Below are 21,916 nucleotides of genomic sequence, written 5' to 3' on the forward strand. Positions count from 1 at the left end.
TCGACCATCCACCGGGGCGGATGTCCGATGGGGTCGGATGAAAGCCCGGCACCCAGGCGACCCACGAGACCCATGGCATCCCCAGGAAAGGAAGACCTGGCGGTGCGCCTGGCCGTTCCCGGCCCGGGATCCCCATCGGAAGCCCATACCCGCTGCCTGGAGCATACCCTTCGATGCCCGGTCCGCCTGGGGTCCATCCGGGGTAGGCCCCTTGCCCCCATGAGGCTCCATAAGGGCTTGGCCCACTCATCCGCCGGGTGGCCAGCCCTAGCCACGGCAGGGCGCCCATGATGCCCAGGGCAACCCCAGCGATCACGGCCAGCCCCCATCCCCCGAGATGGATCCCCACCCAGATCGCCCCGGTGATCCCGAAGGCGATCGCAGAGAGCATGAGCAAAAGAGCGAGCAGCGGATGTTTCATGGAAACCTCCCGCTCGAGGTTGGATGTCACGGGAAGGCCTGCTGGAGGATTCGACGGATCTCCTCCGGTGCGATGTATGCGGCCTGGAAGCGGGTGACCGTTCCTCCGACCACCGCCAGGAAATCTCCCTTCCCTTGTAAGCGTTCCGCGCCCGTCCCTCCGATCCCCGCCGCGACCCGCGCGTCCTCCGCCGAAACCACCCGCCCCACCAGGCGGGCCGGGAAGTTGGCGGTCAGCCGTCCGCCCAGCAAGGCCGCCGTCGGCTTCTGGGTGCACGCCAGCAGATGGATCCCAGCCTCCCGCCCCCGCTGGGCCAATCGGGTCAACTGCTCTCCCACTTCCCGCCCGCCCTGTTGCACCAGGTCCCCCAGCTCATCGATCACCAGCACCAAGCGGGGGGTGAAAATCCCTTCCCGCGAGCGCCGCTCCATGAGCTGAACGGCTTCCTCCAGACAGGCCGCCGCCTTCGGCATCTCCCCCGTTGCAAATCGCAGCACGTGGGGAAGACTCTGAAACGCCGCGAAGGCCGTCCCCTTGGGATCCACGATCATCAGCATCAACTGCCCGGGCCGCTGAGTGAGCACCAGGCTGGCCAGCATCGTCCGCGCCAGCGATGTCTTGCCCGACCCGGTGGTCCCGGCGATCAGGATGTGGGTGACCTGCGGGCTGGTCAGCCGGATCAATAAGGGCGCGCCGTCCGTGGCTAAGCCCAGGAGGGCGGTGTAAGCGGGGTAGCGAGGCAGCGCCTGGCGGACGCGCTCCATCAGGGGGAGGAAGCGCACCACCTGAGGATCCGGTCGGGGGATCTCTACCTGCACCACCGGCCCCTCTCGCTGGATCCGCACCCCGGGCACCCCCAGGGCCATAGCCAGATCCTCCGCCAGGCTCTTCAGGCGGGACCAGCGGACGCCGGGGGCAGGGACGACCTGGAAGAGGATGGCCGTAGGGGTGACCCGCCCCCCGGTCACCCGCCCGGGCGATCGATGTTGCCAGAGCACCTGCTCCACCAGATCCGCCTGGGCCTCCAGCCACCTCCGCTTCATCGGAACGCCTCCTTGCCTCCATGGCCTGCAAGAAGAGTGCTCCCCCCGTTCCCTCCAGGAACTGCGGACAGGGATCTTCGTTCGTGATCAGGCAATGATGCGCCCATTCTTTGTGGAAGTGATGGGCCCGTTCGCTTGACGGGCGCTTACGTGCCCTACTCCAAATGAGAGTCTTTGTTCGTAGTAGGGCACTTTGGTGCCCGTTCTTTTTTGGGAACGCTCCGACGCTCAGGACGGGCATTTCGATTTGTGCACGATGATGAGCGAGGGTTTTGGTTTGGACAGAGCACCCAAGGCCTCGCCTTGTTTTTGTGAACGCTGAACGGGCCCTTTGTGGGACACTGACGTTCCCTACTACGAGCGGATGGGCACTCATGGGCCCGACCACGAACAGGGAGCTTTATGTGCCTTCAGAGTTTTTATTTAACTTGCGCTGGTGTGCCCTACTTCTTTGACGGGCACTGACATGCCCTACTACAAACCAAGAGTTTTTGTTCGTAGTCAGGCATGTGAGCGCCCGTTCTTTTTGGGGACCGCTCAGGACGGGCCCTTCGCTTTAGGCACGATAACAGACGAGGGTTTTTCGTTGGGGGCAGGGCTCCTGAGGGCCTGCTCCCTTTTGCAAACGCTTAGTGAGCACTGATGGAGCCCAATCCAAACGAGGGCCCTTGTTAGTAGTCGTCGGGCACGTCAGTGCCCCTTCTTTCTGGGAATGCTCAGGACAGACGCTTCGCTTTCCACCGGTCAGTAGCGCGGCATGGCCAGGGGCTTGGGTGCCCGCTCCCCCGGCACGGGGCTATCCCTCTCGAATCATCACCTCCAGATCCCGCACGGGACCGAACCGGAAGGCCACACGTCCCTCCAGCGTCCACATCCGGCGATCCAAACGGATCGGTTGCAGGTCCGGATGGGCCGGCCGAAGCCAGTAGATCGCTTGATCTTTCCCGTCTTTCTGGCTCGTTCCCCCGGCCTTTTTCAGCGGTTCAATGACCAGCTCCTTCAACGTGATCTGGTTTCGACCGCGCAGCCGCATCACCACCAGGTCCCCGGAGCGGACCTCACTCCACGTCACCGGCTCGATCAGCACCACATCGAAAGGCCGAATCCCCAGGCCGATCATCGATTCCCCGCGGACCCAGAGGGCGAACCGGCACCGCCGGGGCACCCAGGCCGCCGGCAGGCGCAGGACCCCCAGATCCTGAGGGATCACTTCCCCCGCCTGATCCGGTGTGGAGGCGGGGACCACGCCCTTCAGCGGGATCGACACCGGAGGGGATGGGAGGGAAACGGGCCGCCAGGTTCGATGCTTCCCGGGCTCGCGGATGATCCGACCCTCCCGGACCAGCGAGAGCAGGTGATAGAGGGCATGGGAGCGGGAGGAAAACCCCATCTGCCGGCGGACCTCTTCCAAAGTGGGGCCATAGCCATGGGTCTCCCAGTAGGCCTCTAAATAGCTCAGCAATCGATCCCGGTCCGCCATCGCCGCCTCCGGATTAGAACAAATGTTCTAAATAGAAGCATACCGCCTTCGGGGGGATTTGTCAAGAGGGGGTGGATCTCCTGGGGCTTTATCTGCATCCATCTCCCGTTCAGGACGAGGCTTCCGGGTGGTGTTGCCTCTCTTTTACCCACAAGCGCCATGCGGCCCAATCCGCCTCGGTGTCCAGGTCGAAGGCGAGGGCTTCGTGCCCCAGGAGGCGGACCGGAAGGCCCCGGGCCTCGGCCTGGGCCCGGAACGCTTCTAGGCTCCCCGGACCGAAGCGGAAGGAGATGGCTTCCGGCGGGCGGATCAGCAGCGCATTGGTGCCCCGGGCGTGCCGGTCTGGGACCAGCACCAGGCCTTGATCGTGGAAGCCGGCCTGGAGCAGGGCCCGGATCGCCTCCGGGGTCAGGCGGGGGAGATCGATGGGGAGCACGCCGATGGCCTCGGCGCCCTGACGGACCGCATACCGGCGGGCAGCCGTCAGGGCGCGGTTCAGATCCTCCCACCTATCGAAATAGACATCCATTCCCATACTTCGGGCCAGGGCCAGCACCCGGAGGTCGGCGCTGATCACCAGGGGGTGAACTTCAGGCACCCGGGCGACCACCCGCAGGGTGCGCTGGGTCAGAAGCCACACCAGGCGGATCCGCGCCCGGCGCGGGAGCGCGGCCGCCAGACGGGATTTCGCCCGATCCAGTCGTTTCACCGGGATCAGGAACCAGATTCCCATGTTGGGCCTCCGCACAGGAGGCGATCAACGCTGGGTCGCCGGGAGGAAGAGCCGGAAGGGGAAGGGGGTAAAGCGCCACACGCCCGCGCGCGGTTCCCCACTCCATCCTCCCAGGATCCAGATCCCTCCATCCCCGGGCACGGCGGACAGGTTCCGCCATGTCCCAGTGATCGGGGTCTCGAAGGGCGTCCAGCGATCGGCCCCGGGCTGGTAGCGTTCGTTGAAGGCCAGCGGGATCCGCCATCCGCCCCCGATGGCAAAGAGGTAGCCATCCATCGCGGCTAGCGCCAGCCCGCCTCGTCCCACATTCAACGGTGGGCACGGCTCCCAGCGATCGACGGTGAACCGGTAGCGCTCGCAGGTCGCCAGCTCTCGCTGACCATCGTAGCCTCCCACCACATAGATCGCCTCATCCAGGGCCGCGGCGGCCGCAAAGGCCCGGGGAGTGGGCATCGGTGCGCGGGGCTCCCAACGGCCTCTCGCTGGATCCAGCATCCAGACCGCCCCCTGCAGGCGGCGGCCATCCCAGCCCCCGAAGAGGTAGAGCCGATCCATGGCGACGGCCAGGGCATACGCCGCCAGCGGCCCCGGCAGTGGGGGGCCTTCCAACCAGCGGTCCGCCTGGGGATCGTAAATTTCCAGCCGATCCACCGGTTGTCCCTGGGGGTTGACCCCGCCGGGCACATAGATCCGATCCCCTAAGGTCCCGGCGGCGGCCGCTGCCACCGGGTAGGGCTTGGGCGCTCCCCTTTCCCAGGTTTCTCTTCGAAGGTCGAAGCGCTCCACGCGATCGGTGATGCCCTCGGGGGCCTCCCCGCCGATGGCGATCAGCCAGTCCCGCCAGCGGGCCAGCGCGAAGCGCGCCCGAGGCGTGGGCATCTGGCTGATCAGCTTCCATCGGGATAACGCCTCGTTGCGCTCGATGCCCTGGCCCCGCTGATCTCCTTGGAAAACCCTGTCAGGGGCTTCCGGATGTGCGGGAGCAGGCCCCAGCGCCCAGGCGAGACCCAGGAGGATAGCAATCAGGAACAGGGCAGCATGCCCGCGCGGCAAGGCTGCGACAGGGGATCCCTCTGTGGGAAGCGTTGGAGCGATCGCCCGTGTCGGTTCCGGGGATTCTTCGGGTTCCGCCAGCGGTTCCCCGAGAGCGGGCGCTTCTTCTTCCTCCTCTGCCATGATCGGGGCGGAAGGCGTCAGCGCCACCAGCCCGAAGCGAACCGCGTACATCGCCGCCTCGGTGCGGGACTGGAGGTTGGTCTTGGAGAAGATGTTGCGGAGGTGGACCTTGACGGTGTTCTGGCTGATCCCCAGGCGGTAGGCGATCTCCTTGTTGGCCAGCCCCTGGGCCACCAGGCGGAGGATCTCCTGTTCCCGATCGGTAAGCCCCGCTTCCTCCGGCGGGATCCATTCCGTTCGATGCTCCGATTGCCACATCCGGGCTTCCCTCGCGGGATGTTCACCGGGCAAAGGTTGCGCCGTCTGCATTCCCTATAGGCGGAGACGAATGCCTTCGGTAGCTGGCTCTGCCTCTCAGCGAATTCGAGGGTGGAGCTATCTGATCTCGCCTCCCGGGTTCCCAACCGCGCAACTCATGATAACGGGCGGATTGGGCAGATGGGTTGCTCAAAGCAACCTGCCCCTTCAAAGCCCATGCCTCTCCGGTCGAGCACCATTCGGGATCGATGGAAATCCTCAAAGAGCTGAAGCGGGTTGTTGCAAGCTCTATTTTGAAGTAAACTATCCTGCGGCGGAAGAGGCCAGAATTCGATGGGAGTTGGCGGTTAGAAGCCTGCCGGGCAGGGTGGGATGGCCTTACTTCCCTTTTGAAGTCTCGAAGCACCGAAAGATCGATGGTGTGCCTCTCATCGCTAAGGCATTGAATTCTTGAGCATTTTCAGGGAGCCCATGAACCGGGCGCGGGACTGGTGGGTCCAGGCGCAGGCAGATCTTCGCCATGCTCGATACGCCCTAGAGGGCGGCCACTATGAGTGGGCGTGCTTCGCCGCCCATCAGGCCGCCGAGAAGGGGATCAAGGCCCTCTTTGAACACCGGGGGGCCAGGGTGACCGGTCATGCCCTCACCCGGATGCTCCAGGCCCTCCAAGACACAGGTCTGGAGGTGGATCCGAATCTCCTCGCTGCGGCTAAAATCCTGGACAAATTCTATGTCCCCACCCGATATCCGAACGGTCTGCCGGAGGGCGCTCCAACGGAGTTTTATACCCGTGAGGAAGCGGAACATGCACTCCGTTGTGCGGAGCAAGTCCTACGGTTCTGTGCAGGTTTTCTGGGTGGATGAAGAAGCTCTGACCCGTTTTCTGGAAGAGCTAACCGCCTGGTATTCTCGATTTCCAGAGGTCGAGGCGGTTGTCCTCTTTGGCTCTCTGGCGAAGGGTATGTTCTCCGTAGGGAGCGATGTCGATTTGCTTCTGATCCTGCGGGAAAGCCCCCTGGCCTTTCCTGATCGCATACCGGTTTATCTACCTGATCATGCCCCCGTCGATGTTCAGGTCTTCCCATATACGGTCAGTGAAATCCGCCAGGGACAGCCGTTCGCCTGCGAGGCTCTTTCGTATGGGAAAGTTCTCTGGCAGCGCCCGGGTTTTTCGGTGGAGGAATTAAAGGGAGCCTGTCCGTAGGAGAGCCACGCCGCTTATGAGACGACCGAAATCGTCGGTGGCTCCGCTCATCCCGGGAAGGATCCGGGATCTTAGTCCCCGGGGTCCTGGGGGGGCTGTAGATCCATCAGCCAGCCGGCGATCGCGGAGTAATCCGCTTCGGCCCAGCCGTGCTCCCGGGCGGCCAGGAAGGTTTGCTGGGCTGCGGCCGCCAGCGGCGTGGAGGCCCCCACCTGGCGACCGAACTCCAGGATCAGACTCAGGTCTTTCTCCATCAAGCGCAGGGCGAAGGAGGGCGTGAAATCCCCCTCGGCGATCTTCCCGCCCTTGTTCCGCAGCGACGGAGAGATCACCGCCAGATCCTGGAGGATCTCCCACAGCCGTTGTGGGGGGATCCCCGCGCGGGCACTTAGGGCGAAGGCCTCGCCCAGGGCCTGCATCGCCACGCCCAGGATGAGGTTGACGGCGAGCTTCACCGCGCATCCCATCCCGTTGTCGCCCACGTAGTGGATGTTCCGCCCCAGGATCCGCAGGAGATCCTCAACGGCCTCGAACGCTTCCCGCGGGCCTCCGACGAAGATGGTGAGGGTCCCTTCGGTGGCTGGCCCCACGCTGCCCGCGACCGGGGCATCGAGCATGCGTGCGCCTCGATGCGCGGCTTGCTCAGCCAAGCGTCGGGAGACGGCGGGAGCGATCGTGCTCATATCGACCACGATCAGGCCCGCGTGGGCGCTTTCGAGCACCCCATCGGGCCCAGCGATCACGGCCTCGCTGGCGGCGGAGTCGGCCAGCATCAGGAAGACCACCTCGCTGGCCTGGGCGACCGCCCGCGGGGAATCGGCCCAGGCGGCCCCTTCCGCGATCAGGGGTTCCGCCTTCGCCCGCGTGCGGTTATACACCGTGAGCCGGTGCCCGGCTCGCAACAGCCGCCGCGCCATCGGCGTCCCCATTCGTCCCAGCCCGATGAATCCTAATGCTCGCATCGCGCATTCCTCGCTGTCAATACGTGATGAGGGGGCGGACACGGGGCCCGCCCATACGGGCAGGCACAGGGGCCTGCCCCTCCGAACGATCCCCCCGTGCCCGCCTCGACTCCTGTCATTCCACCGGTGGCAGATCCGCGACCCACAGCGTGCCATCGGCGCGGAGGAAGAACAGCCGACGCCGTCCCTCATCCACGGCGGCGGCCACCACGTCCCTTAGCGCTTCCCCCCGAATCTGCCGGACGAAATCGCCCCGCAGGCCCACCTGGAGCAAGCGGTCCGGCTCCACGATGTAAAGCCACGGCCGAGGCGCCTGGGGATCCATCGTCAGGCCGATGGGCTGGCGCACCGGGCTCGGAAGCGCGGGGGCCGGTTGTTCCCGCAAGGGGAATCCCTCCTCCTCGTTTCCCGCTACAAACGCTCGCATCCGGCCATCTCGATACAGCACGTAGACATTCTGATACACCAGGAAATCCATCGCCTCCCCGAGATCCATGCGGGACGACGTAAAGTAAGGCTCAGGATTACCGGCGTAATCTTCCCCCGTGGGGCGCAGCCGCCAGATCTGGCCCTTCTCCCGATCCAGCACGTAAAGGTTCCCGCCGTAAAATCGCAACAGGCCATCGGGGAGCGGAGGGAGACGGCTGGACACCCAGCGGGGGCTCTGGTTTCGGCTTTCCGCTAACCCTTGAGCGTGAAGGACCATCAGGCCGCCTGCGGAGCGCCCGCCTTCTGCCCCCGCCCAGGTCAGATCCAGCAGCACGCCCACTGGACGACCCTGCAGGATCATGCCGCTCCATAGCAACTCCCGCATCGATTCGCTCAGCAGGGCCCGATGCACTTCGTCATACCCGATCCAGAGGACACAACCTCCGGGGCGCGGGGCCTCGCTGGAACATCGACCTTCCCGATCCAGCAGATAGAGCTCGTTGTCCCGCAGGATCAACCGTCGGAGGCGGCCGGGGGGAAGGCTGGCCAGGCGCGTAGGATGCAGCGGCTGGACCGCCTGATCCAGCCGGTCCAGCTCGCGTTGCGCCTGTTCCTGCAAGGCGGCTGCCTCCGGCAGCGCGGCATATTGTTGCGCGGTCCGCGCCAGATCGCGGGCGGCCTCCCAATGGCGGCGCGCCGCTCCCGGGGCCGGGGCCTGGGCGGCCTGCTCCGCCTCCGCTTGGGCCTGGGCCAGCAGACGGTGGGCGATCAGGACGTTCCGTTGATGGACGTAAACGCCGAAGGTGATCAGGGCGATGGCCCATGGAAGGATCAGCGCCAGGGTGCGCACCCATCCCGGCCCAGCCGGCAACGAAACGGTGGGCCATCCCCATCGGGGCATGCGGGGGAGAACCCATCGCGGCCTCGGAAGCCGGAGTCGGCCTGCCCACGAGGGTTTCCCGAACGGCTTGCGGGACGGTTTCGGAGGCGCCTGGGGGACAGGAACGGAAGGGGCCGGCTCCGGCGGGGGCGACGCCCGCAGAGGAAGGGCCGCCTGGGCGGGTTCGCGGGCCAGGATGAGGAAGGCCACTGGGTGGGGGACCGTGCGGGCCACCTGGACTTCCATCGCTTCCAGGATCAGGGGGAGATTCTGAATGCGGGTCAGGGCGGTCAGCGCCGCGGGATCCAGAAGCGGGCCGGTCTCCGCATCGGCCACGATCAGCCGGTCCTCGGGCCGTAATGAGACCATCCCGTAGTGCAGGGCGATGGCCCGCGCGGCGCCCAGCGCCGAAGGCGCCGCGCCTTCCGGCGCGATCACCTGAACCCCTTCCCGAGTCACGTGGGCGGCCCAGGTCGGCCCCGCCTGGATCAGGAAAACCGATTCTTCGCGCACCGCCAGCAGGGTGAGGCCAAGCTCCCAGCGCTCCCCCAGGGGGGCATGGCGGTTCTGCTCCAGAAGCCAGTGGTTGAAGGCGAGGAGGGTTTCCCGGAGGGCGGAGGTCAGGCTGCCCCGCTGGCGGTCGAAGGCGGACCGCAACAAGCGGGCCGCTTCTTCGGCCGGGAACGGCCCCGGATCGCCGCGAACCGTTAGGACCGCGTAAAGCGGCTCCGGCCGCCCGCGACCCCGAGGGGGCAGCTCCAGCACCAGCCCCGGCGTTCGCGACCCTCTATACCATCCTGAGTAGGCCGTGCGCATAGGCGCGCTTTCTGCATTCAGGGTCTGTTTGAGTCTGGGCGGATCGGTTGGGCTTCCTGAAGGGCCCCTTCCCCTGTTCGAGACTCCTTGAGCCCCACAGGGGGATTTTTATGGGAGGAGCCGCCTTCGGCAGCGCCTTCCACCACTTGCTGGGCCCGGTTGCGAGCAGGGGTTAGGGGGTAGCGAAGCCGCCCATTTCACCTTCTCACGCGTTTACGACTTTCCTCCCCACGCTGCTTCATAACCCGGGGAGGAAAGGTGAACTCTCTTCATCCATTCGAACGGTTCGTTCTCTGGTCCATGCGAATGCTGAACCTAAGCTGATCTGGCTCTGTCGCAAACTTGGGGTTGGGATAGCGAGGGGACTGCTCTGCTGCCCTTTTGCCATCCCAGCTTTCCCAGCTTTTCCCTTTCCCTATGCTGCCTTACAGCCTGGAGACAGGGACAGGCTCCGCATCTCAAGCGGGCATTGTGGAGATCGCAACCGCGCAAGCGGATTTTCTCATCGAAGCCATCGCGGAAGAGAAGGGATAAGCTCCTCTTTCACCCTCATCCCCCAGAGGAGCGCATCCTCCGGGCAACGCAGCGCCTCACATAAGGCCCGGAGGATTTCTTGAGCGCCATCCAGATCCCCTTCGAGGCCTCGCCGCCGGGCTTCCTGTAGCCGTCCCCAGAACCGTCGTCCTTCCGGATGTTCCGGTTCCCGCATGAAATCGGCGACGATCCCTTCCCGCACGGCCCGTCGCCAGTCCGGAAGCCATGCGTCCAGGAAGTAAGCGGAGGGATCATACTTTCGCTGGTAAGCCCGAAGCGCTTCATAGAAGGCGACCGTGAACTGCAGATCCCGGACCTGCCCGGGATCCAGCGGCGACGCCTGGAGGCGTTCCCGCCAGCGCGCTTCCATCCCCCGGATATCTTGATGATAGACAGCCTGGAGGGCCCGGTCAAGGACCTCCCGGTCCGATTCCCCCGGGCGGCGCTCCATCGCCTGAAGGAAAGCCCGGAAGCGGGACCATCCTCCCTGCCGGACCAATTCCTCAACGAAAGCGCCAGCTTCGAGGTAGCCGATCTCGTGAGGATGCGTATAGAAATCCTCCACCAGGCGTTCCAGGGGGATCCACCCGCCCAGGTAGAGGAGCGCGGCGGCCCGGAGCGTCAGCGGCTCCGGGCGATAGTGCCCTCCGGCGATGAAGACCGCCAGGCCTTCGTTGATGAAGGGCGGGAGATGGGTCAGACAATCCTCGCGTTCGAGCCACGCGCAGGTCATCCGATGGGTGAACTCATGGCGCAGGATCGTGGGAACATCCGCCAGCAGGCGATCCGACAGCGGATCGCTCAGGATCAGGCTATCCCCCACTGCGAACCCGCCGTGCCCGAGCAACCGGGGGATCCATACAATGTGCGTGGGAAGCCGTGCGGAAAGGCCCAGGCGGGCCCGGACCGCCGCCTCCGCCTCGTCCGCCCATGCCATCCGCTGGGAGAGGCCGGCCTCCGTCGCGGTGCCCGTCAGGTAATGATGGGCACAGCATCGGCTCTCGGCCTGGGCCCATTGGGCTTGTCGTTCCACCTCCGGAAGCTGCTCCCGGGGGCGCAGGGAGATCGTCCGGGTGATCCGATCGCCGGGCCAAAGGGTCTCCTCGCCGGGCTGCGCTACCACGATCAGGGAGAGCGGCCCGGCCGGCGAGGCCTCCCAGACCCAGGTCCAGGTGGTCGTGTGAAAAGCTCCAGGGGGCAGCTTGGGCAGGAGCCCTTCGGCCAGGATCTCCTCTCCACCGGGACTCACCCGACGGATCTCCACCCGGCCCTGAGCGATGGGAGTCGGGGCGGCGTTCCGAACCTGGACTTCGAAGCTCAGGTGGTCCCCTTCGTAGAGGGGGCCGTCCGGGTGAAGGCGAAACGCCTCGATCGCTAGCCCTCGCTTCGGCGCCGGGATCGAGATCGTAGGGGAAGGAAGAGGCGCGCGGAGGGTGGGGGTGGGCAGCCCCGCAGGAGTCGATTCCGGTTGTGGCCTTCCACTCCCCGGGAAGCGCGCCAGCGCGGCGAGCCAGAGGGCGATCAACACCCCGCCGATCACCGCCCACCGATGGGCTCGGGACATCGTCCGCTCCTTTCCCGCCCCGTTTCGTTAGACTTGTGCTTTGTCCATTTCATCTGGGAGTTTTCAGGGGTGGTGCGGGGGCCAAAGGCCTCCCTCACCACCCCTGAAAGATTTTTTCTACCCCCTCCCCCTGGCCCAGAGAGCCGTGAAGAGGGGGGAGAAAGGGGGGGTGGGCCATGGCCTTCCGGACGGACTTCGGTTCCTCAAATCCCCAGTTGATCACCGGGCAAAGCCCTTGTTGCGTGATTCCCAAGGAGGGGCTTTGGGGGCCGGGAGCAGGTCTATGATATGTTGAGATGTAGGGTCGAAGGCCCCGGCCCTGCGCCTTAGGGATATTCTTTCTTCCCTCCCTATACGGCCCTCGGAGCCACATGGGGAGGGAAGGGGCAACTGGTTTTCCTTTTCACTCAGGGAGGGCGCTGCAGCGCCGCTGTCTTTAAACGTGACGAAGGAGATCGGGTTGGGAAGCGGCAGCCTTTGGTCGCTATCCCCAAACCCGATCAGTGATTGGCCGAAATTTGACAGGCCCAGGCGGCGCTCCTATGATTAATGCAAAATGCGGATGGAGCAGAGCGAAAACATGCAAAGCTCGTTGATGCGCGTCCATTGCATCTGTCCTGGGCGGGGGCGTTAGCGCCACCCGCCCGGGATGAGGGCCAGACCCCGGCCCTTCTTCCTGCCCGACCGAAGGACCAACCGATCGGTGGGTGGCCAACGCCCCCGCGCCCGATGGGGTGCTGAGGCAGCTGGCCGTTCTCTCTGCCCGCCGTCTGTTGGTCCTTTTTATTTTAAAGGCTCTGGTGCTCGGATCGGTTCACAGCCCAAGGGCGGCGGCGGAAAAAATCACGTGGAGATGTGGGCGGGCCTTCCGCTCACACCCTCAAACTCCCAAAACAAAACGAGATCATGCCCTTATGAAAGGCGGATTCGTTCCAGAGGCCTCGAGCCTCCGGAACGAATCCGCTCCTATCCCTAACGAAAAGAGGAGCGGTCATGTTGAAGACCATCCCGAGGGCGCGGGCGAAGGTGGCGAAGGATGTGTTCGAGCTCATCGGCAACACGCCCCTGCTCCGGTTTCGAAAGCTCGTCGCTCCGTTCGCCCCGGTGGAGATCTACGCGAAAGCCGAGTGGTATAACCCGGGCGGATCGGTGAAGGATCGCCCGGCCCGGGAGATCATCCTGACGGCGGAACGGGAGGGTCGGCTGCACCCGGGCAAGATCATTCTGGATGCGACTTCGGGGAACATGGGGATCGCCTACGCCATGCTGGGGGCAGCCCGGGGCTATCGGGTAACGCTGTGCATCCCGGCCAACGCCAGCCCGGAGCGGTTGCGGATCCTGCGGGCTTACGGCGCCGAGCTGATCCTCACGGATCCGCTGGAGGGGACCGATGGGGCCATCTTAGAGGCTCGCCGCCGGTATGAGGCCGATCCCAAGCGCTACTTCTATGCGGATCAATACAACAACCCGGCTAACTGGAAAGCTCACTACCGGACCACCGGGCCGGAGATCTGGGAGCAGACCGAGGGCCGGATCACTCACTTCGTCGCCGGCCTGGGGACGAGCGGGACGATGATGGGGGTCGGCCGTTATCTGAAGGAGCGAAATCCGGCGATCCGCCTCATCGGAGTGCAACCGGATGGGCCTTTCCATGGCCTGGAGGGCCTCAAGCACATGGAGACGGCCATCCAGCCCGGGATCTATGATCCGGGCCTGCTGGATGAGATCCTCACGATCTCCACGGAGGAGGCCTATGCGGCGGCTCGGCGCCTGGCTCGGGAGGAGGGCGTCTTCGTGGGGATCTCATCGGGCGCGGCGATGGCGGCCGCCCTCAAGGTCGCTGCCCGCCTGCGGGAAGGCATGGTGGTGACTATCTTCCCGGATGCGGGATACAAGTATTTAAGCGAGAACTTCTGGTTTGAGGAAGATCGATGAGTCATCGGCCTCTTCACTGAGGCTTTCGTGGGCAGGTGATGCCCCCTCCAATGACCTTGCCTGCCCACACAATCAATAGGCGCTATGGGCAACTTCCGGGCTTTTAGGGCTGGAGCGCCGTCTTCGGCGGCGCCTCAGCCCGAAAAGGTTTTTTCTCCCTCCCTCCTTCCCAGGGCCCGCAGGCCCTTTCTTCCGGAGGTTCTGGGCTGGTGCACCGCCCTCAGCAGTGCACCAGCCCCCTGAAAATGCGCTTTTCCTTTCCCCACAACCCAAAGGGCTGCAAGGGAAGTAAAGGAGGAGAGGGATCCTTATAAAGACATCTTCCGGGTATCCGCTCAGAGTGTTGCATCCGGCATCATTCATCTGAGGGAGGAGAGATTTCGCGGATGATCTTGCGATTGCGTCAGGCCCATCAAGCCCAGATCCAAGCCCATGTGGAAACCGGCTACCCGGCCGAGGCGTGCGGGATCTTCCTGGGCCGCGAGGCCGAAGGGATCAAGATCGTGGAACAGCTCCGGCTGGTGGATAACCGTTGGGCGGATCCTGCGGAGCAAACCCATCGCTTCCTGATCCCTCCGGAGGAGGTCCTGGCGGCCGAACGGGAGGCTGCCGCCGCTGGCCTGGAGATCCTTGGTTTCTTCCATTCTCATCCGGATCACCCGGCCCGGCCCTCGAATTTCGACCGGGAACACGCATGGCCATGGTATGCCTATCTCATCGTCTCGGTCGAGAACGGCCAGGCGACCGACTGGCGCGTGTGGGAACTGACGGAGGATCGATCGGCGTTTGTGGAGCGAAGGCTGGAGATCGTGCCCTGAACCGGTGAACACCGGGGATATCCGGCGGGGCGCGCCCCGCCGGATATCCCCTTTTCCTGCATTTGAAATCCAGTATGGAGGTGAAACCGATGGCGGTTCAGATCCTGATCCCAACCCCCCTGCGGGTCTACACCAAAGGGGAGAAGGTGATCACGGTGGAGGCAGGGACCGTGGGGGAGGCCCTGCGGGCGCTGACGGAACGCTTTCCGGAGCTCCGGCGGCATCTGTTCAACGAGGAGGGCCGTCTGCGCTCGTTTGTGAACCTCTACCTGGGCGATGAGGACGTCCGCTATCTTCAAGGGGAGGAAACCCGGATTGCGGATGGGCAGACGTTGAGCATCGTGCCCTCGATTGCGGGAGGCGGGCGATGGGCGAGCGGAAGGTCGATCACACAGCGTTGAGGTTCAATCAGGCGTCTATCATCACGCTGAGCGTGCTGGGCTGGGTGTTGAACCAGCCAGCGCTGGTGGCCTTTGTGGCCCTGGTGATGCTGGTGGGGACGGCCGTGCCGGCGGCGGCCCTGTTCCAGCAGATTTATTTTCGAGTTCTCCGGCCGCGCGGCTGGTTGCGGCCCCGGGTGCTGACCGATAACCCGGAGCCCCACCGCTTCGCTCAGGGGCTGGGCGGGACAGTCCTGGCGCTGGGGGTGATCCTCCTTTTCCTGGGTTACGCCGCCATTGGCTGGGCGCTGACCTGGGCCGTGATCGTCCTGGCTGCCCTGAACCTCTTCTTCGGCTTCTGCGCCGGCTGCTTCGTGTATTACCAGCTGAACCGCCTGGGCGTTCCCGGCTTCACAGCGCGTCCCATCGAGCGTCGAGAGGTGGAAGGATGATCGAGCGCCTTCTCCTCGCCGTGGGGATCCTGTTGGCCCTCTGGATCGGATGGTGCCTGATCGCCTGCGCCCAGCGTCGGCTGGCGCGGCCGCGGGCGACCGACGTGGAAGGCCCGCTCACACTGCTCTATTTCCACACGCCGACCTGCGGGCCATGTCGGCTGATCCAGACGCCGATCCTGGAGGCCATGGCAGCGGAGTGGAAGGAGAAGGTGAACGTGCGGCCGGTGGACGTGACGGCGGACCCCGAGGCCGCGGCGCGTTACCGGGTGTGGACGGTGCCGACTACGATGTGGGTGGACGCCTCCGGGATCGTGCGGGCGGTGAACAATGGGGTGGTTTCGGCGGAGGACCTCCGCCGACAGTGGCGCCAGCTCCAGCATGGAGGATGATGGCCCGGAGATCCGCCAGGCCTCCGACATCCGTTTCCCCCACTGTCCAAAGGACCGTAGGGCAGGAAAGGAGAAAGGGCCCCCGAGACTTCTTCGACGAGGGCGCCCCGTGGAGATCTTCCGAAGTTCACCGCACGGGTTAGCCCGGGCCGTCCGGATGGCAACCGGGCCCAGGATTTTTCAGTGCGGAGAGGCCGGCTGAAGATGGGGCCTCCAGCCCTCTAAACCTCATCGAGGGAGCTTTTGAAGGCAAGCGGGGATTTGGAACTTCATCTGGGAGGTTAGGATGTTGAACTGGAATGAAGTCGTCCTGACGCATGAGGAAATCCGCCGATACAGCCGGCACCTGCTGATGCCGGAGGTCGGCCTGGCCGGCCAGAAGAAGCTCAAGGCCGCCAGCGTCCTGATCATCGGCGCGGGCGGATTGGGCTCCCCGGCGGCCCTTTACTTGGCCGCCGCGGGCGTTGGCCGGATCGGACTGACGGATTTCGATGTGGTGGACGAAAGCAACTTGCAACGCCAGATCCTGCATGGCACGTCTTGGGTGGGGAAGCCGAAGCTGGCCTCCGCGAGGGCCCGCCTGCTGGATCTGAACCCGGACATCGTGGTGGAGACCCATGAGACGGTGTTGACCAGCGCCAACGCCCTGGAGATCCTCAAAGATTACGACATCATCATCGACGGGACGGATAACTTTCCTACCCGTTATCTAGTCAATGATGCCTGTGTTTTCCTGGGAAAGCCCCTGGTCTACGGCAGCATCTTCCGGTTTGAGGGCCAGGCCACCGTCTTCGACGCGCGGGTCGGGCCGTGCTATCGTTGCCTCTATCCAGAGCCCCCGCCGCCCGGCCTGGTGCCCTCATGCGCCGAGGGCGGGGTCTTCGGCGTGTTGCCCGGGGTGATCGGCGCCATCCAGGCTACCGAGGCCATCAAGCTGATCATCGGTCAGGGCGAGCCGCTGATCGGGCGGCTGCTGCTCTACGACGCCCTGAGCATGCGCTTTCGCGAGCTCAAGCTGCGCAAGAACCCGGCCTGCCCGGTCTGCGGCGAAAACCCGACCATCCGCGAGCTGATCGATTATGAGGCCTTCTGCGGCGTCCCCATCTACGAGCATGAAGTGCGGACGGAGTTCGACATCACGCCGCAGGAGCTGAAGGCTACGGTGGAGCGGGACGGTCGACAGATTGTGCTTCTGGATGTGCGGGAGCCCCATGAGTGGGAGATCTGCCATCTGGAGGGGGCGCTGCTGATTCCGCTGCGGGAGCTGCCGGAGCGGCTCCACCAGCTGGACCCCACGCGGGAGTATGTGGTGTATTGCAAGACTGGGGCGCGCAGCGCCCAGGCGACCCGCATCATGCAGGCGGCAGGCCTGCGGGTGCGCAACTTGCGCGGGGGCATCAATGCCTGGTCGCGGGAAGTTGACCCCAGCGTGCCGTTGTATTAAAATAGTGGGCAATTACCACACGGGGATAGGGGCATGCCCTTCCCCCGCTGATAGAGAGGCGCGCACCCCCTAAGGGCTGGGGGCCCGGCGAGGATAGCCGGGCCCCCAGCTGTTGAAAGAGCCCCTCGGACCCCGTTTTCCCCTACGGAAGGCCTGGACAGGGAAAGGGCCCTCCCGTTTGGGGAATTCCAAGCGGAAAATGTCCCGAACCCCCCAGCACCCATCCCCTCTCATCCCAAGCTGTTCTTAGCGTTCCTCCTCCAGGATCTCGATGGCGTGGGTGATCTCCGCCACGCCGCGCACGGTAGCGCTCACGGAACAGTATTTCTCCTCCGAGAGCCGGATCGCATCCTCGACCGCTTTTGGAGAGAGCCCACGCCCGCGCACCCGATAGATCAAGCGGATACGTCGGAAAGCCCATGGGGGATCCGGATCCTGTTCCCCTTGCACCCGGACCTCGAGGCCGGTCACTCTCTGCCGTTTCTTCTCTAGGATGTCCAGCACGTCGAAGGCCGAGCATGCCCCGAGGGCGATCAACAGGAGCTCGGCCGGCTTCATGCCGACCCCATCCTCGGGCCCGGTGCCGGAGATGACCACACTGTGCCGGGTGCTGTCGATGCCCACGAATTGACGCTTCTCCAGCCACTTGATCTGAACCTCGGCCATGCGGGTCTTCCTCCGTTGTGTTGGCTTAAGGGCTTTGGAGCAGGAGCCCCGCCGAAGGTGGCGTTCCTGGTTCCCCTCTCCTATGGCGTGATTGGCGAAAGTCGAGGTAGAGAACGGCGAAGCGCCCACCCCCCTACCTCACAACCGGTTGCGCTGCGATGTGCGGTCGGAGGTTTCAGGATGGGAAAGGAAGACGTTCCGAGCGCGCAAGAGGGTTCTCCAGGATCGGCTCCAGCGCTCGCCGGAACGCATCCCATTCCGCGGAGATGGTGATCGGCGGGGAGAGCGTTCGCAACGCGATCTCCGGGTCCTTCAGACCGTGACCGGTGAGCACGGCGACGATCGTCCCTTCAGACGATGGGATCAGGCCCTGGGCCAGCGCCCGGCGCAATCCAGCAATCGAGGCCGCCGAGGCTGGCTCCACGAAGAGCCCTTCCAGCGCCGCGAGCATCCGCCACGCTTCCAGGATCTCCGCGTCGGAGACCGCCAGGAGCCGTCCGCCGGACTCCCGAACGGCTTGAAGGGCCTCCGGCCCCCGCGCCGGGCGACCGATCCGGATGGCTGTGGCGATGGTCTCCGGGTGGTCCACCGGGTGGCCAAGCACCAGCGGGGCCGCCCCTTCCGCCTGAACCCCCAACAGGTGGGGGAGTCCGTCGATCCGGCCTGCCTGATGATAGGCTCGGAAGCCTTTCCAGTAAGCGGTGATATTCCCGGCGTTCCCCACCGGGATACACAGCCAGTCCGGCGCGCGCCGGAGCTGATCGCAGATCTCGAAGGCGGCGGTCTGCTGGCCCTCCAGCCGGTAGGGATTGAGGGAGTTCACCAGCGCGATGGGGTAGACTTCCACCGCCCGGCGCACCAGCGCCAGCGCCTCGTCGAAGTTGCCTTCGACGGCCAGCACCGTGGCCCCGTAGGCCATGGCGGCGGCGAGCTTCCCCAGGGCGATCTTCCCGGCGGGGATCAGCACGAGGGCTTGCAGGCCGGCGCGGGCGGCGTAGGCGGCCGCTGAGGCCGCTGTGTTCCCGGTGCTGGCGCAGATCACGGCCTGCGCTCCCTCTGCCACCGCCTGGGTGATCGCCGCCGTCATCCCTCGATCTTTGAAGGAACCGGTCGGGTTAAGGCCCTCGTATTTCAAATATAGGGAGCCGTGGAAACCGATGGCTTGAGCCAGACGAGGGGCCGGCAGTAAGGGGGTGTTGCCCTCATACAGGGTGACGGGATCGATGGGGGCGATCTGAAGGAAGGGGCGATAGGCATGGATCACCCCACGCCATATGGAGCCGTCCGCCATGGTCGTTCCTCCGGATTCGCGGGTTGGCCTTGGGGGAAGCACAGGCCGCGCCTGCGGGGGGATCGGACGAACCCGGGCACCCCGTTCCGCTTTCGGCTCGCCTGTGGGATTACATAATTTGGAGCCTATCCGAAGAACCCTCCCCTCTCGGATAGGTTCCTATCCCGCCGTGGGCAACATCTTTCGTTCTCCCGGAAATTTGGAGGCTGGGGCATTGCTGGAAAGCGGCGCCCCAGCTTCCAAAAGCGCCCATTCTCCCTCCTCCCCACGGCTCTTTAGGCTGCCGGGAGGGCCCGGGGGTCTCCCGGAGCGATGGCTTCTCCCCGATGATCTGGGAGGGAGCCGAACGTTGCACACGGCGTATTTATTGTGGTTGGGATTGCGCGGTGCTGTCAAAGTGGATCGGACATGGCTTCCGGGGCTCAGGCGAGGGGGGCGAGGGAATCGGAGGTGGCGCTTGCCGGCTGTAGGGAGAGGCCATGGGCTTCCGCCCGGAAGATGGCTGACTCGCGGAGATTCAGACCTCGCGCGAGCCGAACGGCCAGCAAAAGGAGCATGGCCTCCGCGGCGAAGACGATCCCATATGATGCCAAGATGTCTCCTCCGGTGAGGGCGCGCATGAGATCCACCACGGCACCACCCATCAAGCTGCCGATGGCCTGCCCCAGCTCATGGGCCAGTCCCCACAAGCCCAGCAGCAGGCCGGCGCGGGCGGGGGTGGTAAACTCGATGGCCGCCGTCAGCATGCTGGCTGCCGACAGCCCGGTGCTCACCCCCAGGGCGAACACCAAGATCACAAACAGGATCGGGCTCTTCAATAGGCCGGCCAGGATCAGCCCGAAGAAGACCGCCGCGCCGGTCAGCACCCCGATCCGCAGAACCCGGTGATAACCCAGGCGTCGGATGAGGACCATCCCGGCCAGCATCATGGCCAGCACGGCGCCGCTCCCCCAGAAGGCGATCAGGCGTGCGGTCTGCCCCACGCTCATCCCGAGGGCCAGGGCACCGTAAGGCTCCAGCAGCACATCCTGGGTCAGCGTCCCGATGACGACCAGCATAACGACCGTGAAGAACCGCCGCACCTGAGGGTCGGGCAGGATGAGGGTCTGGATGGCATCGGCGAATGAAAGGGAGCGGGCTTTCTCGCTAGCCTCCCGCAGCGCCGCCTCACGAGGTTCTTGCCGGAGGGATCCGAAGGTCGAAGCGAGGAAGACAATGGCCATCGCGGTCAGCACGATCAGCGTCATCCGCTCGGGGCTGAAGGGATCCAGCAGGCGGCCCAGGAGGAGCGATCCGCCGATGATGCCGCCGAACATCGCGATCTTGGAGAGGGTGACAGCCCGGGGCCGCTGATCACCTTTGAACTTGTCGGCCAGCAGGGCTTCAAAGGTGTTGCTGGCGAGGTTTTTCCCGAGGCCGTAGGCGGCGAACAGCAAGACCGTGAGCGCCACCATCGGTAGGCTAAGGGGGGGGAGATGGAACAGGGCCAGCGTGGTGGCGCTCACGGCTCCCGCGATCAGGGCCGCCCCCAACACGATATACGGCTCACGCCGCAGCCCCCTCAGCGGGTGGGCGTCCGACATATATCCAAGCCAGACCCGCAGCGGTGACATCAAGAGGGGGATGGCGAAGAGCATGCCAACGAAGGAGGCGGGCAGGCCCGTCTCCACGATCATGACCCGGTTCAGGGTGCCGCCGACTAGGGCGCTGGTCAACCCCAGGCTGACGGGAAAGCCCGCCAGGCGGAGATAGCGTAGCATCCCCATAGGCTTTGTCTCCTTGCGGGGCGGCATCAGGCTGGTCCCCGGATCCCTGGGGCGAGGGCGGGCCGTTCCCGGGTGGAGACCAGGAAGCCGGCGAAAAGAAGCAGGCCGCCCAGCAGCTGGCCCCAATACTTGAGGTCCGGGTTGCCCAGGAGGATGAGCGTGCCCCCGAGAGCAGGCAACAGGCCGCCGACGGCGATCAGGGCCACGCCGACAATCCGATGAGCTGGCGCCTGTCGACGTTGCAGCAGGAAGACCGAGTAGAGGGCCCCGCCTACCAGCATGACGGTTCCGGCCGTGTTCAGCAGAATGGCCAGGGCCGATCGCAGCGCTCGGGCTGCCCCGGCGGTGGCGAAGATCTGCTGGAACTGCCCGGACAGATCCACGCCGGGCCGATAGGCGCTCGGGTTGAGGGGGGATCCAAACACCACCAGCAATCCAACCGCGCTCAGGGCGAGGATCGCCCAGAAGCTGATCCAGGCGGCCTTCCCCCGGCGCGCCAGCAGGAACACCGTGCCCTGGCCCAGCCAGGGCGCGACCACCATGGCCCCCAACCAGTACCACAGCTTGAAAAGAAATCCGTCAAATTGGACCGAGAGAATCGCCTGAGCGAGGGTGCCTATACTGTAAGACAAGAGGCCGATTCCCCATGCCAGAAGGTGCCATTGGCGTTGATTGACATAGCGCCGCAGCACCGCAACAGCGAAAGCACCGGTGGTCGCGAAGGTCAGCAGCGAGATCCAGAAGATCGATGGCATATCAGATCTCTCCTCAGTGATCTAAGATAACGACCCGCCCTGGGGCGAATGCAATCGCAGGAAAGGAGTGGGGATCATCGCCTTCTGATCTGGCTTCGGCTCGCCAAGTCCCCGATTCATAACTGGGCAAAACACGAACGGGCCCGGACGAGGACTCCCGTCGCTCGCTATCTGGATGGAAACCGGGGATCCGTCGGCGCTTCCCTCCTTCTGTAAATCTCAGCGAAAATTGAAAATCTCCATTAATTTTACTAAGAAATCTGATGGCGTCAAGGGGAAAGGCGGCCTGAGCCGGAGGGCTTTCCCTTCAGCCAAGCGGTCCGGCTCGCCGCTCCCGGCTGGTCTTAAAAGGCATCCTGCAGGGTGATCATGGGGGAGACACCGAGTTGACCAGCCCAGGGGAAGCCTTGTTAGGGGGATGGGGGCGGATGAGGCCGTCGAAGGCGGCCCCACCCGCCCCCAAAATATTCAACGCCATGTGCGGCTTTCAAAACTCTCCTGGGGTTTTGGGGTTGGG

Annotated in this window: 20 protein-coding genes; 8 read left to right on the forward strand and 12 right to left on the reverse strand. The window is 64.9% G+C overall.

Annotated features, from left to right (window positions below; translation table 11 throughout):
* The 5 genes from NZM16_RS04185 to NZM16_RS04205 form a co-directional block, all read right to left on the reverse strand.
* On the reverse strand, positions 1-421 hold a 421-nt coding region (locus NZM16_RS04185; RefSeq protein ID WP_295478798.1), incomplete at its 3' end, for a phage holin family protein.
* 26 nt (positions 422-447) lie between these two features.
* Positions 448-1,464, reverse strand: coding sequence for a DNA translocase FtsK (locus NZM16_RS04190; protein ID WP_295478801.1), 1,017 nt, complete (start codon positions 1,462-1,464; stop codon positions 448-450).
* Between the two features lie 796 nt (positions 1,465-2,260).
* Positions 2,261-2,944, reverse strand: coding sequence for a S24 family peptidase (locus NZM16_RS04195; RefSeq protein WP_295451729.1), 684 nt, complete (start codon positions 2,942-2,944; stop codon positions 2,261-2,263).
* A 109-nt stretch (positions 2,945-3,053) separates the two neighbouring features.
* Positions 3,054-3,677 (reverse strand): 2-phospho-L-lactate guanylyltransferase, encoded by a 624-nt coding sequence (gene cofC / locus NZM16_RS04200; protein WP_295451727.1) that lies wholly within the window; start codon positions 3,675-3,677, stop codon positions 3,054-3,056.
* 24 nt (positions 3,678-3,701) lie between these two features.
* A complete protein-coding gene (locus NZM16_RS04205; RefSeq protein ID WP_295451725.1) occupies positions 3,702-5,111 on the reverse strand; it encodes a helix-turn-helix domain-containing protein in 1,410 nt (469 codons plus the stop codon).
* A 471-nt stretch (positions 5,112-5,582) separates the two neighbouring features.
* Here NZM16_RS04205 and NZM16_RS04210 point away from each other — a divergent pair, with 471 nt between their 5' ends.
* Together NZM16_RS04210 and NZM16_RS04215 are read left to right on the forward strand one after the other, a co-directional pair.
* Positions 5,583-5,975, forward strand: a complete 393-nt coding sequence (locus NZM16_RS04210; RefSeq protein ID WP_295478804.1) for a HEPN domain-containing protein — start codon at positions 5,583-5,585, stop codon at positions 5,973-5,975.
* Complete coding sequence (locus NZM16_RS04215; protein ID WP_295478806.1) at positions 5,917-6,315, forward strand: nucleotidyltransferase domain-containing protein; 399 nt, start codon at positions 5,917-5,919, stop codon at positions 6,313-6,315. The genes NZM16_RS04210 and NZM16_RS04215 overlap by 59 nt, the downstream gene beginning before the upstream one ends.
* 71 nt (positions 6,316-6,386) lie before the next feature.
* Here the strand turns inward: NZM16_RS04215 and NZM16_RS04220 are convergent, their stop codons facing one another.
* The 3 genes from NZM16_RS04220 to NZM16_RS04230 all read right to left on the reverse strand — a co-directional run bounded on the left by NZM16_RS04220 (position 6,387) and on the right by NZM16_RS04230 (position 11,500).
* The gene (locus NZM16_RS04220) at positions 6,387-7,469 is read right to left on the reverse strand and encodes an NAD(P)-dependent oxidoreductase (protein WP_367281006.1); all 1,083 of its coding nucleotides are present in this window, start codon (positions 7,467-7,469) and stop codon (positions 6,387-6,389) included.
* Entirely contained in the window at positions 7,393-9,402 is a 2,010-nt protein-coding gene (locus NZM16_RS04225) for a hypothetical protein (protein WP_295478808.1), read from the reverse strand. The genes NZM16_RS04220 and NZM16_RS04225 overlap by 77 nt, the downstream gene beginning before the upstream one ends.
* Before the next feature lie 502 nt (positions 9,403-9,904).
* Positions 9,905-11,500, reverse strand: coding sequence for a hypothetical protein (locus NZM16_RS04230; RefSeq protein WP_295451712.1), 1,596 nt, complete (start codon positions 11,498-11,500; stop codon positions 9,905-9,907).
* A 993-nt stretch (positions 11,501-12,493) separates the two neighbouring features.
* Here NZM16_RS04230 and NZM16_RS04235 point away from each other — a divergent pair.
* The 6 genes from NZM16_RS04235 (at position 12,494) to moeB (ending at position 16,921) form a co-directional block, all read left to right on the forward strand.
* Positions 12,494-13,435: a PLP-dependent cysteine synthase family protein gene (locus NZM16_RS04235; RefSeq protein ID WP_295478811.1), complete on the forward strand. Its 942-nt coding sequence runs from the start codon at positions 12,494-12,496 to the stop codon at positions 13,433-13,435.
* Between the two features lie 386 nt (positions 13,436-13,821).
* Positions 13,822-14,253, forward strand: a complete 432-nt coding sequence (locus tag NZM16_RS04240) for a M67 family metallopeptidase (RefSeq protein WP_295451708.1) — start codon at positions 13,822-13,824, stop codon at positions 14,251-14,253.
* Between the two features lie 89 nt (positions 14,254-14,342).
* Positions 14,343-14,654: a MoaD/ThiS family protein gene (locus NZM16_RS04245; RefSeq protein ID WP_295478814.1), complete on the forward strand. Its 312-nt coding sequence runs from the start codon at positions 14,343-14,345 to the stop codon at positions 14,652-14,654.
* The gene (locus NZM16_RS04250) at positions 14,621-15,085 is read left to right on the forward strand and encodes a DUF4395 domain-containing protein (protein WP_295451704.1); all 465 of its coding nucleotides are present in this window, start codon (positions 14,621-14,623) and stop codon (positions 15,083-15,085) included. The genes NZM16_RS04245 and NZM16_RS04250 overlap by 34 nt, the downstream gene beginning before the upstream one ends.
* Positions 15,082-15,477, forward strand: a complete 396-nt coding sequence (locus tag NZM16_RS04255) for a co-chaperone YbbN (RefSeq protein ID WP_295451701.1) — start codon at positions 15,082-15,084, stop codon at positions 15,475-15,477. Before NZM16_RS04250 ends, NZM16_RS04255 begins: the two co-directional genes overlap by 4 nt.
* A 286-nt stretch (positions 15,478-15,763) precedes the next feature.
* Positions 15,764-16,921 (forward strand): molybdopterin-synthase adenylyltransferase MoeB, encoded by a 1,158-nt coding sequence (moeB, locus tag NZM16_RS04260; RefSeq protein ID WP_295478817.1) that lies wholly within the window; start codon positions 15,764-15,766, stop codon positions 16,919-16,921.
* A 246-nt stretch (positions 16,922-17,167) separates the two neighbouring features.
* Here moeB and NZM16_RS04265 read toward each other — a convergent pair whose 3' ends face one another.
* From NZM16_RS04265 to NZM16_RS04280, 4 genes are all read right to left on the reverse strand, one after another.
* On the reverse strand, positions 17,168-17,587 hold the full coding sequence (locus NZM16_RS04265) for an OsmC family protein (RefSeq protein ID WP_295451697.1): 420 nt from the start codon (positions 17,585-17,587) through the stop codon (positions 17,168-17,170).
* A 175-nt stretch (positions 17,588-17,762) separates the two neighbouring features.
* Positions 17,763-18,878 (reverse strand): threonine synthase, encoded by a 1,116-nt coding sequence (thrC, locus tag NZM16_RS04270; protein WP_295478820.1) that lies wholly within the window; start codon positions 18,876-18,878, stop codon positions 17,763-17,765.
* A gap of 422 nt (positions 18,879-19,300) precedes the next feature.
* A complete protein-coding gene (locus NZM16_RS04275) occupies positions 19,301-20,644 on the reverse strand; it encodes a BCD family MFS transporter (RefSeq protein ID WP_295478823.1) in 1,344 nt (447 codons plus the stop codon).
* A 26-nt stretch (positions 20,645-20,670) separates the two neighbouring features.
* The gene (locus NZM16_RS04280) at positions 20,671-21,399 is read right to left on the reverse strand and encodes a hypothetical protein (protein WP_295451690.1); all 729 of its coding nucleotides are present in this window, start codon (positions 21,397-21,399) and stop codon (positions 20,671-20,673) included.
* Positions 21,400-21,916: the final 517 nt, after the last annotated feature.

Origin of the sequence: Thermoflexus sp. (genome assembly GCF_025055495.1) — a bacterium.
Classification (GTDB): Bacteria; Chloroflexota; Anaerolineae; order Thermoflexales; family Thermoflexaceae; genus Thermoflexus.

Coding starts and splice junctions, on each gene's coding strand:
- NZM16_RS04230 (WP_295451712.1), bottom strand. CDS start 11,500: ATGTCCCGAGCCCATCGGTGGGCGGTGATCGGCGGGGTGTTGATCGCC.
- NZM16_RS04205 (WP_295451725.1), bottom strand. CDS start 5,111: ATGTGGCAATCGGAGCATCGAACGGAATGGATCCCGCCGGAGGAAGCG.
- thrC (WP_295478820.1), bottom strand. CDS start 18,878: ATGGCGGACGGCTCCATATGGCGTGGGGTGATCCATGCCTATCGCCCC.
- NZM16_RS04225 (WP_295478808.1), bottom strand. CDS start 9,402: ATGCGCACGGCCTACTCAGGATGGTATAGAGGGTCGCGAACGCCGGGG.
- NZM16_RS04265 (WP_295451697.1), bottom strand. CDS start 17,587: ATGGCCGAGGTTCAGATCAAGTGGCTGGAGAAGCGTCAATTCGTGGGC.
- NZM16_RS04250 (WP_295451704.1), top strand. CDS start 14,621: ATGGGCGAGCGGAAGGTCGATCACACAGCGTTGAGGTTCAATCAGGCG.
- NZM16_RS04240 (WP_295451708.1), top strand. CDS start 13,822: ATGATCTTGCGATTGCGTCAGGCCCATCAAGCCCAGATCCAAGCCCAT.
- NZM16_RS04210 (WP_295478804.1), top strand. CDS start 5,583: ATGAACCGGGCGCGGGACTGGTGGGTCCAGGCGCAGGCAGATCTTCGC.
- NZM16_RS04275 (WP_295478823.1), bottom strand. CDS start 20,644: ATGGGGATGCTACGCTATCTCCGCCTGGCGGGCTTTCCCGTCAGCCTG.
- NZM16_RS04245 (WP_295478814.1), top strand. CDS start 14,343: ATGGCGGTTCAGATCCTGATCCCAACCCCCCTGCGGGTCTACACCAAA.
- NZM16_RS04235 (WP_295478811.1), top strand. CDS start 12,494: ATGTTGAAGACCATCCCGAGGGCGCGGGCGAAGGTGGCGAAGGATGTG.
- NZM16_RS04220 (WP_367281006.1), bottom strand. CDS start 7,469: ATGAGGGACGGCGTCGGCTGTTCTTCCTCCGCGCCGATGGCACGCTGT.
- NZM16_RS04190 (WP_295478801.1), bottom strand. CDS start 1,464: ATGAAGCGGAGGTGGCTGGAGGCCCAGGCGGATCTGGTGGAGCAGGTG.
- NZM16_RS04195 (WP_295451729.1), bottom strand. CDS start 2,944: ATGGCGGACCGGGATCGATTGCTGAGCTATTTAGAGGCCTACTGGGAG.
- cofC (WP_295451727.1), bottom strand. CDS start 3,677: ATGGGAATCTGGTTCCTGATCCCGGTGAAACGACTGGATCGGGCGAAA.
- NZM16_RS04215 (WP_295478806.1), top strand. CDS start 5,917: ATGCACTCCGTTGTGCGGAGCAAGTCCTACGGTTCTGTGCAGGTTTTC.
- moeB (WP_295478817.1), top strand. CDS start 15,764: ATGTTGAACTGGAATGAAGTCGTCCTGACGCATGAGGAAATCCGCCGA.
- NZM16_RS04280 (WP_295451690.1), bottom strand. CDS start 21,399: ATGCCATCGATCTTCTGGATCTCGCTGCTGACCTTCGCGACCACCGGT.
- NZM16_RS04255 (WP_295451701.1), top strand. CDS start 15,082: ATGATCGAGCGCCTTCTCCTCGCCGTGGGGATCCTGTTGGCCCTCTGG.